At 38.6% G+C, this 16,259-nt stretch carries 16 protein-coding genes; 15 read left to right on the forward strand and 1 reads right to left on the reverse strand.

Translation table 11 applies throughout. The features are described 5' to 3' along the window. Positions 1–85: 85 nt before the first annotated feature. From cmk to IGI42_RS00515, 7 genes are all read left to right on the forward strand, one after another. Positions 86–766: a (d)CMP kinase gene (gene cmk, locus IGI42_RS00485; protein ID WP_438713571.1), complete on the forward strand. Its 681-nt coding sequence runs from the start codon at positions 86–88 to the stop codon at positions 764–766. A 137-nt stretch (positions 767–903) separates the two neighbouring features. Next, a complete protein-coding gene (gene rpsA, locus IGI42_RS00490) occupies positions 904–2,127 on the forward strand; it encodes a 30S ribosomal protein S1 (protein ID WP_438713572.1) in 1,224 nt (407 codons plus the stop codon). Between the two features lie 476 nt (positions 2,128–2,603). Next, complete coding sequence (der, locus tag IGI42_RS00495; protein WP_438713573.1) at positions 2,604–3,914, forward strand: ribosome biogenesis GTPase Der; 1,311 nt, start codon at positions 2,604–2,606, stop codon at positions 3,912–3,914. Positions 3,915–4,145: 231 nt separating this feature from the next. Next, a complete protein-coding gene (locus tag IGI42_RS00500; protein ID WP_438713574.1) occupies positions 4,146–4,421 on the forward strand; it encodes an HU family DNA-binding protein in 276 nt (91 codons plus the stop codon). 758 nt (positions 4,422–5,179) lie between these two features. Further along, complete coding sequence (locus IGI42_RS00505) at positions 5,180–6,232, forward strand: hypothetical protein (RefSeq protein WP_438713575.1); 1,053 nt, start codon at positions 5,180–5,182, stop codon at positions 6,230–6,232. Then, positions 6,233–7,486, forward strand: coding sequence for a tetratricopeptide repeat protein (locus tag IGI42_RS00510; protein ID WP_438713576.1), 1,254 nt, complete (start codon positions 6,233–6,235; stop codon positions 7,484–7,486). It abuts the gene before it with no gap. A 12-nt stretch (positions 7,487–7,498) separates the two neighbouring features. Beyond that, positions 7,499–8,059, forward strand: coding sequence for a YpiB family protein (locus IGI42_RS00515; RefSeq protein ID WP_438713577.1), 561 nt, complete (start codon positions 7,499–7,501; stop codon positions 8,057–8,059). A gap of 155 nt (positions 8,060–8,214) precedes the next feature. Here the strand turns inward: IGI42_RS00515 and IGI42_RS00520 are convergent, their stop codons facing one another. After that, positions 8,215–9,102: a YitT family protein gene (locus IGI42_RS00520; protein ID WP_438713578.1), complete on the reverse strand. Its 888-nt coding sequence runs from the start codon at positions 9,100–9,102 to the stop codon at positions 8,215–8,217. A 113-nt stretch (positions 9,103–9,215) separates the two neighbouring features. Between IGI42_RS00520 and IGI42_RS00525 the strand changes: the two genes are divergently transcribed. From IGI42_RS00525 to IGI42_RS00560, 8 genes are all read left to right on the forward strand, one after another. Then, complete coding sequence (locus tag IGI42_RS00525; RefSeq protein ID WP_438713579.1) at positions 9,216–9,563, forward strand: nucleotide pyrophosphohydrolase; 348 nt, start codon at positions 9,216–9,218, stop codon at positions 9,561–9,563. Next, on the forward strand, positions 9,560–10,780 hold the full coding sequence (locus IGI42_RS00530) for a CCA tRNA nucleotidyltransferase (protein ID WP_438713580.1): 1,221 nt from the start codon (positions 9,560–9,562) through the stop codon (positions 10,778–10,780). The genes IGI42_RS00525 and IGI42_RS00530 overlap by 4 nt, the downstream gene beginning before the upstream one ends. Then, positions 10,773–11,150 carry a thioesterase family protein gene (locus IGI42_RS00535; RefSeq protein WP_438713581.1) on the forward strand — a complete coding sequence of 126 codons (378 nt, stop codon included), beginning with the start codon at positions 10,773–10,775 and terminating at the stop codon, positions 11,148–11,150. Before IGI42_RS00530 ends, IGI42_RS00535 begins: the two co-directional genes overlap by 8 nt. A gap of 59 nt (positions 11,151–11,209) precedes the next feature. After that, entirely contained in the window at positions 11,210–11,662 is a 453-nt protein-coding gene (locus IGI42_RS00540) for a hypothetical protein (protein ID WP_438713582.1), read from the forward strand. 263 nt (positions 11,663–11,925) lie between these two features. Beyond that, positions 11,926–13,812: an ABC-F family ATP-binding cassette domain-containing protein gene (locus IGI42_RS00545; RefSeq protein ID WP_438713583.1), complete on the forward strand. Its 1,887-nt coding sequence runs from the start codon at positions 11,926–11,928 to the stop codon at positions 13,810–13,812. 1 nt (position 13,813) lies between these two features. Beyond that, positions 13,814–14,761 carry a thymidylate synthase gene (locus tag IGI42_RS00550; RefSeq protein ID WP_438713584.1) on the forward strand — a complete coding sequence of 316 codons (948 nt, stop codon included), beginning with the start codon at positions 13,814–13,816 and terminating at the stop codon, positions 14,759–14,761. Positions 14,762–14,771: 10 nt separating this feature from the next. Then, the gene (locus IGI42_RS00555) at positions 14,772–15,275 is read left to right on the forward strand and encodes a dihydrofolate reductase (RefSeq protein ID WP_438713585.1); all 504 of its coding nucleotides are present in this window, start codon (positions 14,772–14,774) and stop codon (positions 15,273–15,275) included. Positions 15,276–15,385: 110 nt separating this feature from the next. Beyond that, positions 15,386–16,228, forward strand: coding sequence for a DegV family protein (locus IGI42_RS00560; protein WP_438713586.1), 843 nt, complete (start codon positions 15,386–15,388; stop codon positions 16,226–16,228). Positions 16,229–16,259 lie beyond the last annotated feature (31 nt).

A 16,259-nucleotide genomic window follows, 5' to 3' on the forward strand; every position in this document is an offset into this window, starting at 1 on the left:
GTATGGCATCACAAAATAGTTTTGTTGCTGGGCATTCTAAAGCGCAAGTAAGTTTTCGAAGTCTCTCTTAGAAAGGAAGAATTTTGTGGAAAAAATCGCAATTGCGATCGATGGTCCGGCCTCTTCCGGAAAAAGTACGGTTGCTAAATTACTAGCCAAAGATTTTCAATTTATTTATGTAGATACAGGCGCAATGTATCGTGCCGTTACTTATTTGGCTATTCAACATCAGGTAGCATTCGATCAGGAGGAAGAATTAGTTGAATTAATTAAAAACTATCCGATCTCTTTTAAACAAACGGTTGATGGACAACTAGTTTTCGTCAATGACCAAAACGTGACCGAAGAAATCCGTCAAACAGATGTTACTGCAGCGGTATCTGAGGTTTCAGCCCATAGAGAAGTTCGTGAACAATTAGTTCGCATTCAACAAGAACTTGCAAAACAAGGTGGAATTGTTATGGATGGTCGTGATATAGGGACGACTGTTTTACCTGATGCAGAAGTGAAGATTTTCTTAGTTGCCAGTGTAGATGAGCGTGCTCAGCGCCGCTATAAGGAAAATCTTGAAAAAGGCAGGGAATCTGACCTTGAAACGATTAAAGAAGCAATTGCGCAACGAGATTATTTAGATTCTCATCGGGAAGTTTCGCCATTGGTTCAAGCAATTGACGCAGTCAAAATTGACACTACGGGGATGACTATCAAACAAGTAGTTGCGAAGATTCAACAAGTAATTCAAGAAAAAGGTTACGAAATTAGTTAGAAAAAGTTGAAAAAAAGAGGTTTTCGGACTCTTTTTTAGAAAAAGGAAAGAAATCGCTTTATTTTTTATGTGGATTATTCTAAAATAGAGAATGTAGTCTATTTACGTATGAATTGTTGGTTAGGAGGACAAACGTCATGACAGAATTTGAACAGAACCAAGTGGACAACGAAAATGTTTCTATGGAAGCAGCAATGGAAAGTGTCCAAGAAGTAAAAGTCGGCGATATCGTCAGAGGTGAGGTACTTGCCCTAGAAGACAAGCAAGTTATCATCGGTATTGAAGGCGCAGGGGTAGAAGGTGTTGTTCCTGCAAAAGAACTTTCCACTTTACCTGTCGAGGATATTAGTGAAGAAGTGAAGGTCGGCGATGTCCTTGATTTAGTTGTTATCTCGTCTATCGGGAAAGACAAAGAAAATGGGAGTTATTTACTTTCTAAACGCCGCTTAGATGCGAAAAAAGTTTGGGAAGATATCGAAAAAGATTACGAAGCCGGCAAAATCATTGAAGCACCTGTTACAAGCAGCGTCAAAGGTGGTTTGGTAGTCGATGTTGGTGTACGGGGATTTGTTCCGGCATCAATGATTGATGATCATTTTGTTGATGATTTTTCAGAATATGTCAATAAAACATTGGCTTTCAAAATCATCGAAATCGAACCTTCTGAGAATCGTTTGATCCTTTCACATAAAGCGGTCGTAGAAGCTGAGAAGAATGAGAAGAAAAAAGAAGTCTTGGCTGGCTTGCACGAAGGTGATGTCATCACTGGAAAAGTGGCCCGTTTAACAGACTTTGGTGCGTTTATCGACCTTGGCGGCATTGATGGTCTAGTACACGTTTCTGAAATTTCTCACAGCCACGTTGGCAAACCATCGGATGTTTTAACCGTTGGTCAAGAAGTGGATGTACAAGTATTATCCGTTGATCCAGACAAAGAACGGATTTCACTTTCGATTAAGGCGAACCTGCCTGGACCATGGAGCGGTATCGAAGAAAAAGCTGCTGCTGGAACCGTCTTAGAAGGAACCGTGAAACGTTTGACCAGCTTCGGTGCCTTTGTAGAAATCTTCCCAGGGGTTGAAGGATTGGTTCATATTTCACAAATTTCCCACAAACACATTGCCACACCGCATGAAGTTTTACATGAAGGCGACAAAGTGGAAGTGAAAGTATTAGAAGTTCATCCAGACGATCATCGAGTGGCTTTATCCATTAAAGCGCTAGAAGAAAAACCGGAAGAAGAAAAAGTTGAAGTAGCAGATACTTCTTACGAAATGCCGGAAGAAAGTACTGGATTTACAATGGGAGATATTTTAGGCGATGCCTTAAGCGATAACTCTGACGAAGATTCTAACGAATAAAAAAGCGAGACGTACAATTTTGTGCGTCTTTTTGTATGAAAACAAATAGACGATACCCAACTACTATTTTGCTGCATCAACGGTGGGTGAACACTAAGCGGAATTTATAAAATGCTTTAAAATTACCAATAATCGGTAGTTTCTTAGAGTACAGTGATTCTAGGTAATTTATCAAATTTTACTCTCAGAGCACAAAAGTGAGGTGATTTCACAGATCCTTTGCTGTAAAAAGGCTAATTTCATTGATTTTTAAACTCCCTTCTCTTGCAAGAGGGGAGTTCTTTCGTTAAACTAAGGAGAATTGCCAGTTCTACTTCACGAAATGAATTAGTAGAATGGGTATACGCACAAGAGTAAAGTAAATTTGATAGAATTTAAAAACCCTTTAGACAAGTGAGTATCGCAAAGAGTAAGTGAAATGGCATTCATGTGAAACCTTTTTCACAATAAACTATAACTATATAAGGAGTACAAACATGTCAAATCCAACTATTGCTATTGTTGGTCGTCCCAATGTCGGTAAATCAACGATATTTAATCGGATCGCTGGTGAGCGAATTTCGATCGTTGAAGATACACCTGGTGTAACCCGTGACCGGATTTATGCTAAAGGTGAATGGTTAAGCCACGAGTTTTCCGTCATTGACACTGGTGGAATCGATATCGTCGACGAACCATTTATGGAACAGATCAAACAACAAGCACAAATTGCTATTGATGAAGCAGATGTCATCATTTTAATTACCAGCGGTCGCGAAGGAGTGACTGATGCGGATGAAGCAGTTGCCAAAATTTTATACCGCAGTAAAAAACCAGTTATTTTAGCTGTTAACAAAGTCGACAATCCAGAAATGCGCAGTGAAATTTATGAGTTCTATTCTTTAGGACTAGGAGAACCTTTCCCAGTATCCGGAAGCCACGGGTTAGGTTTAGGGGATGTCTTAGATGAGGCTGTCAAGCATTTTCCAGATGAAGCAGAAATGGAAGAAGACGACTCCATTAAATTCAGTTTGATTGGTCGCCCAAATGTTGGGAAATCTTCTTTAATCAATGCGATCTTGGGTGAAGATCGGGTAATTGTTTCTGAAATCGAAGGAACTACTCGGGATGCTATTGATACTCAATTTGTTGGTGATTCTGGTCAAGAATTTACAATGATTGATACTGCTGGGATGCGTAAGCGAGGCAAGGTATACGAAAATACTGAAAAATACAGCGTAATGCGGGCAATGCGAGCGATTGACCGCTCAGACGTCGTATTAGTCGTTTTAAACGGTGAAGAGGGTATACGTGAGCAAGACAAGCGAATCGCAGGTTATGCACATGAAGCAGGACGTGGAATCATCATTGTAGTCAACAAATGGGACTTGGTTGAAAAAGATACCCACACCATGAAAAAATTCGAAGAAGAAATTCGTGACGAATTTGCTTATTTAGATTATGCACCAATTGTCTTCGTTTCTGCGATGACAAAACAACGCTTAAACAAACTGCCTGAGATGATCGAAGAAGTCAGCATGAATCAAAACCTACGTGTGCCATCAGCAGTTCTAAACGATGTTATTATGGATGCTGTCGCTATTAACCCGACACCAACGGATAAAGGCAAACGGTTGAAGATTTTTTATGCGACACAAGTAGCGGTTAAACCACCAACATTTGTTGTCTTTGTAAATGAAGAAGAATTGATGCATTTCTCTTATGCACGATTCTTGGAAAATCAAGTTCGAAAAGCCTTTGGATTTGAAGGAACACCCATCAAAATCTTGCCACGACGCCGAAAATAATGCATTTTACCATACTTTTTTTTCTCTGACAATTATTTTTCTTTTTCAGCGAGAAAAGGATGAATTTTGTGTCATAAATTGCTAAAAACCTTGCTATCACAGGGTTCATATGCTATCGTTATAAAAGAATATTGACCAAATCAATATTTCGACATTAGCAGCTGGACCACTCAGCTGTTACACTAATGATGTATCCACATCAGACTCATTTCTCAGGAGGTGAATTCATTCATGGCAAACAAAGCGGAATTGATCGAAAAAGTTGCAACTGCTACAGACTTAACTAAAAAAGACGCAACCGCTGCTGTTGAAGCTGTCTTTGCAACAATCCAAGACGCATTAGCAGAAGGCGAAAAAGTTCAATTGATCGGTTTTGGTAACTTTGAAGTTCGTGAACGTGCGGCTCGTAAAGGACGCAACCCACAAACTGGTGAAGAGATCGAAATCCCAGCAAGCAAAGTACCTGCATTTAAACCAGGTAAAGCATTAAAAGACGCTGTCAAATAATGGCAGGTTGGAGAATCCTTGTTAAGCAAGGATTCTTTTTTTGAAAGAAAGAACCTGATTAGTAAAGCAAACTGCTTTACTAATCAGGTTCTTTCTAATTTCTATATTCGTAGTAACATCAAATCAAACTATTTTTTTTCCTGTAAAAAGTACCAAACTATACATAACAATAAAGTCGACAGTACAAAGCCAATTATATAGTACACTAAATAATGATCAGGTTCCCAATGATGATAATTAAAAATTTTAAGGGTGAAAAAAGCAACAGGTAACAATAAAATTGCAATAATCGCTTTTTTTCTAGTCATGTGTCCAGAGAATGATAGTGTGATTACACAAAAGAATAAAAAGGGTATCCAAAATATCAATTTACTCAACCAGATCATAATAAGCGAATTCCTTTCGATTTATAACACCAAAATTATATCAAAATATTTACAAATAATTATGAGAAATAAAAAACAAAACGGATACAATCTAATTAGCAAAATATATGATAGCTTTTTTAAGATTTTAGTATCTATCAACATGGTTTTGGTTGTTATTAAAGAAAAGGTTCATCTAGTGATAAAACTACAAATTTCTTGAGTTATGTGAGTAATATAGATCGGCCGAAACTTTTCAAGACAAAGTAAGCAGAGTCAATAAGCAGTAATAATTCTAAAACACAAGTGGTTAAAATAAGTGTATCTTTTCTAGAATGTTTATATAAAATGAAATATAATGATAATGAGACTTTAAAGGTGGTGATAAGGCAAATGGACTTTAATTACCAACAGGATAATGCACAAACTCAAGTAATATATGGTGAAACGGTGGCATCAATGATGCGAGAAAAGAATTTAGCGAATCATCAGATAATCATTTGCGGCAACCAACGTTATTATGATTTATATGCTGATAAGTTGGCACAATTTATCCCGAAATCTAGCAATCATGACTGGTTTATTACGACCAATAATCACTATTGCAATGACATAAATCATTTTGAGGACTTTATCTTTTTCTTGCGGCGTTTTTCTCAACATGAGAATTTTTTATTCATTGGCATCGGCAATGAAGGGGTTATGGAATTAACAGCATTTTCGCACCATGTATCTAATTTGACTGCAGATTTATGGCTGCTGCCGGTTTCTATTCGCGCATTCGCACAAAGTCTTACTTTTCAACGTCAAATTGTCTTAGCTGAAACCATTCAACCAGTAATGGAAATTGTCGAGTCACCTGACAAGATTTTGTTTGATCACACAATGGCTGATCAGCAATCAGACGGAAAGATGGTTGATCTGTTGAGTTTACTACGCTGCGGGATAGTTAGTGATCATTCATTTTTGCAACAACTGTACAGCAATTATCCTACTCGTCAACTTTTAATGCAGCGATCATTTTCAGCTTTTATTGAGCCTATGCTCATGCACTATCAGGAAAACGGTAAAGCAATCAAACAATTCGGTAAAAGTTTCGAATTGGCCTTCTTTCAGACTGAAAATGGGCACTTATTGTCTAACAGCATGAGAAGTATGTTTGGGTTATTGCTAGAGCTTTGCTGGAATGTTTGTGTAAGAGGTTTACATTTCAATTTTAAAAATTTTGTGATATGGTTGGGACAATTAGGCTATCCACTAAACTTGCCTGAACCAATTTCATTGGGTGATTACGGCCAGCAGGTTATTGCTTTAACCAAAGAGAGACCGCTTGTTGCCTTAGAGTCAGTCGGCAAGATAGGAGAACCGTTTGTTCCAACTCAAAAGGAACTTATTCAAACATTTGAAGAATACCAAAAAATTATCGAAGAAATTAGAGGGACATAAATGGTAAGTTATAGTGAAAAGATGCTAGCAGCTTTAGAAGCTGAGGATTTAACGGAAGCAAATTTATTATTCGAGCAGGCATTGAAAGAAGATGAGCCAGAAATGCTGGCGAGTTTGGCAGAAGAGCTTCAAGGTTTGGGCTTTTTAGAGGAAGCAAAACGAGTTTATAACAAGCTCATTGTTGATTTTCCTGAAGAGGATGTTTTTTATCTGTACTTGGCTGAAATGGCGATTGAAGATGATGAAATCGATCAGGCCTTTGAATATTTAGAAAAAATAGGACCGAAAAGTGAAAACTATGTCCAAAGTTTACTAATCACAGCTGATTTATATCAGGTACTGGGTATCCCAGAGGTCAGCGAAGCAAAATTGCTGCAGGCTAAAAATGCAGCTCCGGAAGAGTCTTTGATTATTTTCGCTTTAGCTGAGCTCCATTTTTCCAATAATCAATTAGGCGAAGCGATTGATGAGTATGCTCAATTGCAAAAGCAGGGAGTCGAAGAAGTAGTTGCTGTTTCTATCAATGAGCGTCTAGGGACGGCCTATAGCCTTTTAGGCGGTTTTGAAGAAGCGCTGCCGTTTTTAGAGCAAGCGTTAAAAGAAGATCGAACAGTGGATCGTCTCTTCCAAATAGGTTTCACCTATTACCAACTCCACGATTATCAAAGAGCACTGATCTATCTACAGGAAGTCATTGCGTTAGAACCGACCTACCAAAGCGCCTATTATTATTTAGCAGACTCTATGAGGGAAGAAGAGTTATTAGAAGAAGCCTTTGAAACAGCTGAACAAGGGATTAAAGAGAACCCTTTCCAAGTTGATTTGTTGCATCTAGCTTCTGAGATCGTCTACCGTTTGAAAGATAGTAAGAAAGCAGAAGAATTATTACTGCAGGCATTGGAGCTAGGGGAGAAGACAGATGAAACGCTATTAACCTTGAGTAATCTGTACTTAAACGAGGACGAACCAGAAAAAGCCATTGTAATGGTTGAAAGAATGGATGAACAAGATAATCCATATGCAGAATGGAACTTAGGCCAGGCATATAATGAAATAGAAGAATTTGCTCAAGCAAAACAACATTACCAACAAGCGTATGCCCAACTCTCTCATGAACCAGAATTTTTGAAAGAATATGGGATTTTCTTGCGAGAAGATGGCTTAGTGGAGCAGGCTAAGCAAGTATTATCGGCCTATTTACAAATAGAACCAGGAGATTTAGAAGTCGTGTCATTATTGGAGGATTTACTTTAAAGGGGTGGTTAGATGATTGATGTAGCTGAAAAAAGAGAATTCCTTGTTTGGTTAATCAACAACGTTTCTTTTCGACGTCGTGAAGTTATCTGGATTCTGAACTATTTAATTAATCACGAAGCGATTTTAAAAAATGTTCACATCGTTGAAAATGCTAACCATACCAAGCGTGGGCTAGTTATCCGAGATATTACTCAGGAAGATGAACCTATGACGTTGACTGTTCATGAACAGTCTTTTGCCAACAGTGACCAAATTTTTCACGAAATTCGTTTACACTGGCAACAGCCGTTGTATTTAGAATGTATATTTCCTAATTCTTGGCACAATGAGCAGTATTTATCAGTATTAGAAGATAATCCAGCAGCTTCTTGGAATGACACAATCAGCGAAGAGATTATCAAGGAGGTAGAAGAACACATTGCCTGGGAAGAAAAAGAGGCAATGTTGAAATTGCTGAATCGCCAAATCAATCTAGCCTTGGAAAACGGCGATAAAGAAGCCTTTTTAGAGTTATCTGATGAAATTAATCGTTTAAAGCTAGTAATTTGTGAAGATGGATTAACGAAATAAAGAGGTTTTGACAGGTGTGTTCGGTTTATTTCCTAAAGAGCTGCTTCAGCTAAACCGATTATGCGGATTTTTAGTGGCTGTGACGTTTTATGTCACAGCCACTTTTTTAATTGCATTTGATTGGTTTGAAAAGGGGCATCACTAACAAGTGAACATCACCCCTTTTTCAAGAAAAATTTCCTTCGCTGTGGTTTTAAGTAAGTAAAACCTTCCCCTGCTACATCATGAACGTTGATTATTGAAATGAAAGCATGTTCGTCTACAGTATGAATGATTTTTTTGACCTCATTTAACTCCTGCTGTGAGACAATAATATAAACGATCTTTTTCATTTCAGAAGAAAAACCGCCTTCTCCGTGAAAATAAGTGACACCTCGTTCTAAATGCTCCATCAACATTGCTGCGATTGCTTCACTATGAGTAGAGATAATCATCACGCCTTTGGCCGCATAACCACCAGAAGCGAGAACATCTACTACTTTACTAAAGACAAAAGAAACGATCAGTGTATACATCATGCGCTTTAGATCAAGATAACTCAAGGAAAGCAATAAAACAATGGCATCAAAAATAAGCAGCGACTTTCCCATAGTAAAACCAATTTTCTGTTCTAGAATGCGCGCAATAACATCTGCACCACCTGTAGTTCCACCATAACGATAGACTAGCCCGCTGCCAAATCCAGCAAACAATCCTGCTAGTATTGAAACGATAAAGAGATCATGATCAAGGTTGATAGAAAAAGGGACTCTTTGCCAAATCCACAAGAAAACAGACAGACTGACAGTACCCAAAATTGTATAATAAAATGATCGTTTCCCCAAAATTCTTCCACCAATCAAAATCAGCGGAATATTAATAATCAAAGTTGTATAGGCTGGATCAATACCAAAAAGCGCACGGATAATCAGAGTAATCCCAGTTACTCCACCTTCTGCCAAATGATTGGCAATATTTAAATAAACTAGGCCAAATGCATAAATAGCAGTTCCAAAAACAATAAAAAAAATCTCCTTTGCACGTGTTGCAGTCGTTGTTTTCATAAGTACCTCCTTGGATGACATTCCTTATTCAACATATCATGAAAGATAAATTGTTACAACAAGTTGATAGGAAACAAAGGGCTTTTTTGTTAAGATAGAATGGAGGTGGTCTGATGGAAGAAAAAACACTAGCAGCGATGCAAAAAGAAGTCGATGCATATATTCAACAATTTAAGGCAGGTTATTTTTCACCGTTGGCTCAAATGGCTCGCTTAACCGAAGAAGTCGGCGAGCTTGCCCGTGAAGTCAACCATCATTATGGAGAAAAAACTAAAAAGGCTGAAGAGGAACCAAAAACAGTAGCCGAAGAGCTGGGAGATGTTTTATTTGTCACCCTGATTATGGCTAACTCAATGGATATTGACCTGACACAGGTTTTTAATCAAAATATGGAAAAATTTAATCAACGCGATCGTTTTCGCTTTGAACGCAAAGATGGTAAAGGGGCAGGAGAAGAATGAAGCTAGAGGCACTACCGATTGAATTTCAAGGAGCGATGCCTGTTTTACGTGATTTGCAAGCCGCTGGCTATGAAGCTTATTATGTTGGAGGTAGTGTTCGTGATATTTTACTGAACAAACCGATTCATGATGTGGATATTGCTACCAGTGCTTTTCCAGCAGAAATCAAGCAGCTATTTCGTCGAACAATCGATATTGGTATTCAACACGGGACTGTGATGGTAATAACCGATGATGCTACTTACGAAGTAACAACCTTTCGGACCGAATCCACGTATCAGGATTTTCGTCGACCGGATCATGTCGAATTTGTACGTTCTTTAAAAGAAGATTTAAAACGTCGAGATTTTACAATTAATGCATTAGCAGTAGGGATTGATGGAGAGGTCATTGATTTATTTGATGGTCTTAGCGACTTGCGGGCTAGAAAGCTGCGTGCAGTGGGGAATCCTTATGAACGATTCCACGAAGACGCTCTACGCATGATGCGGGGACTACGTTTCATTAGTCAACTAGGTTTTACCCTAGATCCTGAAACTTTTGAAGCGATTCGTGAATATCATTCGTTGCTAGCTAAAATATCTGTGGAACGAGTAAATGTCGAATTTGTAAAGCTGTTAATGGGTTCTTCTCGCCAAGCAGGGGTTAAAACCTTTGTCGAGTCTGAATGCTACGTTTATTGCCCTGGTTTAAGTGAGTACGGAGAAGCATTATTGCGATTTGCAGATTTGATCGGTCCAGCAATTCCGACTGAACGTCAAGCGTGGACCCTTTTGATCACTATGCTGGGCCTTAAACTAGAACAAATCAGACCCTTTATGAAGGAATGGAAATGTTCGAATCAATTGATTAAAGATGTCAGTCAAATGGTTCCAGCACTTGCATTGCGACGTACGAAAGATTGGGACAACTGGCAATTGTATCAATTAGGCAGAGAATTGGCAGTGTCTGTAGAATACCTGATAATTTATTTTGGTCAAAAGCCGAATCAAGCAAAAATTCGATTGATGTACCAAAATTTACCAATCCATAATTTGCAAGAGCTGGCTATCAAAGGTAATGATCTAATTCAGCGATTTGATTATCCTAAAGGTCCCTGGATTAACGCTGTTCTGCGTGCGTTGGAAAAAGCTGTAATTGAAAAGGAGCTAGAGAACAATCAGGAGATACTGTTAAAATTTGCTCTCAAATTTATGGAGGAGAAGTACTATGACTAAGTTAACAAAAAAGTACCAAATTACACCGGCAGCGACTGCTGTGAATGTTGGTTCAGGGGATTTGGAGGTGCTTTCGACTCCAGCATTACTGGCAATGATGGAGAATTGTGCCAAAGAAACACTCCAACAGCAGCTAACCTCGGCACAAACCAGTGTGGGCTTTTCAGTTGAACTGAAACATTTTGCTCCGTCTCCGGTTGGAGTTGAAATAGTGATAACAGCTAAAATTATCAATCAAGAAAAGCAAAAAGTTGAGTTTCTAATAGAAGCTTATGAAAAGGATAACCTGATTGGTAAAGCTTCACATACCCGAGCAGTTGTTAATAATGAACAATTCATGAGAAAAATGAAAGTAAATCACAATTTGTGACCGTTTGCGGATATATATGTTAGAATTAGATTATATTAATTATTGTTAGGAGAATGACTATGGCTAGAGAAATGACCGCACTAAAATTTTACTTCCGTAATGGAGAAACTTGGACGATTGAGCGTCGATATATTGGAGACCTTTGGATCAAACAAATTACTACTAGTTTTGGACGAATCAACGGTAGCGAATTTGTAGAAATTCATCCATGTGCCGGCTTTAAGATTGAGATTTATCAAGAAGGTGACCACGTGCAAACTGCCGATATTAACTTAGGTGGATTGGAAATGGGCATGTTTGATCGGGCTAAAAAGTTTGAAGATATCGAACGGATGGAGATCATCTATCGCAGCGGGCACCCCGATTCTGTTTACTTCCCTTATAAAGATAAAGACACGGAAGGATTGGATAATGTTTACCAATCAACTAAAGAATCAGAAAAAACGAAAAGTCTATATATCGTTATCGATCCTGAAAAAACGGTCGAAGATGTATACGGCGATCGCTTCTAAAATGACTAAAGCTAAGTGGTTAAAACCATTTAGCTTTTTTTATAGTTCAGAAAACAGATGCTTTTTATATGTATATAAAGACTATTGTAGCAATATAACAGGTATCCGAATATATAAATGATAATCTAAGGTGGGGCGAGCTTGCAAAGTTTTCTACTGAGTGACAAAGAAAGACGAATAAATGTGTGAAAGAAATCAGAAGCATTCCTTTGCAGCGCTTTTTTTGTTACAATAGCCAAAGAGAAAAATTGAGGATGATTCGGATGAAAGAAATAAAAGTAACCGATTTATATAAAACATTTGGTGACAAAACCTTGTTTGACCGTATTTCTTTTCTGATCCATGAAAAAGATCGGATTGGTTTAATTGGCGTAAACGGCACTGGAAAAAGTAGTCTGTTAAATATTTTAGCCGGACTTGACAGTGGTGAGGGGGATATATCAGCAGTCGAAAAGGCAAGTGATTACCGCATTAGTTTGTTAGCTCAAGAACAGACTTTCGATCCAGATATGACTGTTTTGGATGCGGTATTTATGGGGGATAATCCTCTAATGCAGACAGTCCGTGCTTATGAGCAAGCATTGCTGAAGCTAAACGAAAATACTTTGGACAGTACGCTGCAGGAGCGCTTTGCTAAGGCTGAAGAAGCGATGAATGAACATAATGCTTGGAACGCTGACAGCGAAGCTAAGGCGATTTTAAACAAGTTAGGAATCGATACGCTTGAAAAACAAATTAAAGAATTATCTGGGGGACAAATTAAGCGAGTTGGACTTGCCCAAGTGCTAATTGACGCACCAGATTTGTTACTGTTGGATGAACCGACCAACCACCTAGATTATGAAGCCATCCAATGGCTAGAAAATTATTTGAGAAATTATCAAGGCGCATTGCTGATGGTTACCCATGATCGCTATTTCTTAGATCGCGTAGCTAATCGGATTTTCGAGCTTTCGTTTGGCAAACTTTATGAGTACCAAGGAAATTACGAAGCTTATGTAATGGAAAAAGCAGAAAGAGACCGCGTGGCTCAGGAACAAGAAGGCAAACGAACCCAGCTATATAAACAGGAGCTAGCTTGGATGCGTGCTGGAGCTAAGGCCCGTACAACTAAGCAGCAGGCGCGGATTCATCGTTTTGAAGATTTGAAAGAAAATCTACATCAAGTAAAAACAGATGGTCAGGTAGAAATGAATATTGCTACGACACGATTGGGTAAAAAAGTATTGGAATTAAAGAATGCCTCATATCAAATCGAAGGCAAACAACTGCTGGATCATTTTGACCTGTTGATTCAAGCCCGAGAACGCTTAGGAATTACTGGTAAAAACGGAGCAGGTAAGTCAACGCTATTGAACATTTTAGCCGGACGAATTACGTTGGATAGCGGTATTTTAGAAGTCGGTGAGACTGTGCGTTTGGCCTATTATACCCAACGCAATGAAGAGATGAAGCCTGATCAGCGTATGATTGCTTATTTGCAAGAAGCTGCTGAAGAAGTAAAACAACGCGATGGTAGTCAAATTGGTGTAGCCGAATTATTAGAACGCTTTTTATTTCCGCGATTTATGCATGGTACAGTTATCGGAAAGTTGTCCGGTGGTGAGAAACGCCGGCTGTATCTTTTGAAATTATTGATTCAACAGCCTAATGTGTTGCTTTTAGATGAGCCAACGAATGATTTAGATATTGCTACTTTAACTGTATTAGAGGATTATCTGCTTGATTTTCCTGGCGCTGTTATCACAGTATCTCACGATCGCTATTTCTTAGATAAAGTGGCAGAAAAGCTGTTGATTTTCCAAGGTAATGCTGTGATTGACAGTTATTTTGGCTCGATCATTGACTATCTAGAAAAACAAACACAACAGACTAAAGAAGAAAAAGCAGTAAAGATACCAGTTTCCACTCAGGAAAAACCGAAGAAAAAGAAATTATCTTATCATGAGAAAAAAGAATGGGAAACCATTGAAGATAACATTGGCGAACTAGAGCAAAAAATTGCTGATCTTACAGAAGCGATGAACCATCAAGGGGATGACTTTACGAAGCTACAGGAATTACAGCAAGGTATTAGTAATGCTGAACAGGAACTAGAAGAGAAAATGGCACGTTGGGAATACTTAAGTGAAATTATGGAGGAACAATAATATGGAACAAGCTTATTTGGATTTAGGTAGAAAATTGCTAACAGAAGGCCACCAAAAAGGCGATCGTACTGGTACTGGAACCAAAAGCTTATTTGGCTATCAGATGCGCTTTAATTTGCGCGAAGGCTTTCCATTACTGACTACTAAAAGAGTCCCTTTTGGCTTGATCAAGAGCGAACTTCTTTGGTTCATTAAAGGTGATACCAACATTCGCTATCTTTTGCAGCACAACAATCATATCTGGGATGAATGGGCTTTTGAACGGTATATTCAATCTGAAGACTACAAAGGACCGGATATGACTGATTTTGGTCGGCGCGCATTGCAAGATGAGGACTTTAATCAACAATACAAAAAGGAACTTAAAGCCTTTTGTGAGAAAATTGTTGAAGATGAAGCTTTTGCTGAAGAGTATGGGGATTTAGGAAATATCTATGGCTCTCAATGGCGTCATTGGGAAACCAAGGATGGCGGTTTTATCGACCAATTAGGAGATGTGATTGAAATGATCAAAACCAACCCTAATTCACGTCGCTTAATTATTTCGGCTTGGAATCCTGAAGATGTACCCTCAATGGCATTACCTCCATGTCACACGATGTTCCAGTTTTATGTTAATGACGGAAAACTAAGCTGCCAGTTGTATCAACGTAGTGCTGATGTGTTTTTGGGCGTACCATTTAATATTGCCAGCTATGCCTTGTTGACGCATTTAATCGCTCATGAGACGAATTTAGAAGTTGGAGATTTCGTGCATACGTTAGGAGATGCTCATCTGTATTCCAATCATGAAGAACAAATGACTGAACAACTAAGTCGTACACCAAAAGCTTTTCCTAAACTTCTTCTAAATCAAGATAAGCAATCTGTATTTGATTTTGAAATGGAAGATATCAAAATTGAAGGCTATGATCCAGCACCCGCTATTAAAGCACCGGTAGCAGTTTAGGAGGAGAATTATGCTTATTGCAATTTGGGCTCAAGATAAAAACGGCTTAATCGGTAAAAATAATCAGTTGCCTTGGCACCTGCCCAATGACCTACGCTTCTTTAGAGAAAAAACCGTAAATAATACTCTGGTAATGGGGCGAAAAACTTTTGAAGGCATGGGGGGGCGGCCTTTGCCTAATCGTCAGACAATTGTGTTGACGCAAAATTCTGATTATAACAACAATCAAGTTCTAGTAATGCACTCTGTAGAAGAAGTCATAGCTTATAGTCAACAAACAAAAGCAATTACTTACATTGCAGGAGGTTCGGCGGTCTATAAAGCATTTCTTCCTCATTGTGACCAGTTGTATCGAACCGTGATTAATCACGCCTTTGAAGGGGATACGTACTTTCCTCCAGTCACTTGGGAAAACTGGCAATTAATTCAGCAAACTCAAGGAACAGTGGATGAAAAAAATCTATACTCCCATGTGTTTGAGACTTTCAAGAATAACAAAGACCGAGCCGAATAAGGGTTCGGTTTTTTTCAAGATTCTTTAAAATGTGTGCTTTACCATGATTTATTTTAAGCTCTCTGATATACTAAGATTAATTTCAAAACGATCTGGAAAGAAGGATAGGAATGTCTAAAGTTAAAATAGTAACGGACTCTTCTTGTACATTCGAAAAAAAATACCAAGAAGAATTAAACATTACGGTCATCCCATTATCGGTTATGATTGACGATGTGGTATATCCTGATGATGATAAATTAACTGGTGAAAAATTTATGGATATGATGGCTAGTGCGCAGGCCTTACCTAAAACAAGTCAACCTCCAATTGGTTATTTTGCTGAACTATATGACGAGCTTGGCAAAGATGGCAGTCAAATTGTTTCGATTCATATGACTCAGAGCTTGAGTGGAACGGTGGAAGCTGCGCGCCAGGCGACTTTTTTAACCAACAGTGATGTAACGGTGATCGATAGTGGATTTATTGATCAATCATTGGCGTTTCAGGTTATCCGTGCAGCTGAACTGGCGCAGAAGGGTGCAAGTTTAGAAGAAGTTTTAGATGCTGTACACAAGGTGAAGGAGAATAGTCGATTATTCATTGGTATTTCTTCTTTGGATAATTTAGTAAAAGGCGGGCGCGTTAGTCGTGCCAAGGGTGTTTTGTCGAATATGTTGAACATGCGTGTTATCATGGAGTTGGAAGAGGGTGCTTTGTTGCCGATAGTTAAGGGCCGCGGCAAGAAAACCTTCAGCAAATGGCTGGAAACCTTCAGAGATGAGTTAAGTAAGTTTTCACAAGTCAAACAGATCGGCATCTCTCATACCGGAAGAACTGACTTTATCGAAGAAGCCAAAAGCAGCTTGCAAGAAATGTTTCCAGAAATGGACATTCCAGTATTGCATACCAACCCAATTGTTGCGACACATACTGGCAAAGATGCATTTGCAATTATGTACTATACTGATTAGTTGTTACGGGGCCTCTAATTATTTAGAGGTC

It is taken from the genome of Enterococcus sp. AZ109 (genome assembly GCF_051714625.1).
GTDB lineage: Bacteria > Bacillota > Bacilli > Lactobacillales > Enterococcaceae > Enterococcus_A.

Coding starts and splice junctions, on each gene's coding strand:
- rpsA (WP_438713572.1), top strand. CDS start 904: ATGACAGAATTTGAACAGAACCAAGTGGACAACGAAAATGTTTCTATG.
- der (WP_438713573.1), top strand. CDS start 2,604: ATGTCAAATCCAACTATTGCTATTGTTGGTCGTCCCAATGTCGGTAAA.
- IGI42_RS00500 (WP_438713574.1), top strand. CDS start 4,146: ATGGCAAACAAAGCGGAATTGATCGAAAAAGTTGCAACTGCTACAGAC.
- IGI42_RS00505 (WP_438713575.1), top strand. CDS start 5,180: ATGGACTTTAATTACCAACAGGATAATGCACAAACTCAAGTAATATAT.
- IGI42_RS00510 (WP_438713576.1), top strand. CDS start 6,233: ATGGTAAGTTATAGTGAAAAGATGCTAGCAGCTTTAGAAGCTGAGGAT.
- IGI42_RS00515 (WP_438713577.1), top strand. CDS start 7,499: ATGATTGATGTAGCTGAAAAAAGAGAATTCCTTGTTTGGTTAATCAAC.
- IGI42_RS00520 (WP_438713578.1), bottom strand. CDS start 9,102: ATGAAAACAACGACTGCAACACGTGCAAAGGAGATTTTTTTTATTGTT.
- IGI42_RS00525 (WP_438713579.1), top strand. CDS start 9,216: ATGGAAGAAAAAACACTAGCAGCGATGCAAAAAGAAGTCGATGCATAT.
- IGI42_RS00530 (WP_438713580.1), top strand. CDS start 9,560: ATGAAGCTAGAGGCACTACCGATTGAATTTCAAGGAGCGATGCCTGTT.
- IGI42_RS00535 (WP_438713581.1), top strand. CDS start 10,773: ATGACTAAGTTAACAAAAAAGTACCAAATTACACCGGCAGCGACTGCT.
- IGI42_RS00540 (WP_438713582.1), top strand. CDS start 11,210: ATGGCTAGAGAAATGACCGCACTAAAATTTTACTTCCGTAATGGAGAA.
- IGI42_RS00545 (WP_438713583.1), top strand. CDS start 11,926: ATGAAAGAAATAAAAGTAACCGATTTATATAAAACATTTGGTGACAAA.
- IGI42_RS00550 (WP_438713584.1), top strand. CDS start 13,814: ATGGAACAAGCTTATTTGGATTTAGGTAGAAAATTGCTAACAGAAGGC.
- IGI42_RS00555 (WP_438713585.1), top strand. CDS start 14,772: ATGCTTATTGCAATTTGGGCTCAAGATAAAAACGGCTTAATCGGTAAA.
- IGI42_RS00560 (WP_438713586.1), top strand. CDS start 15,386: ATGTCTAAAGTTAAAATAGTAACGGACTCTTCTTGTACATTCGAAAAA.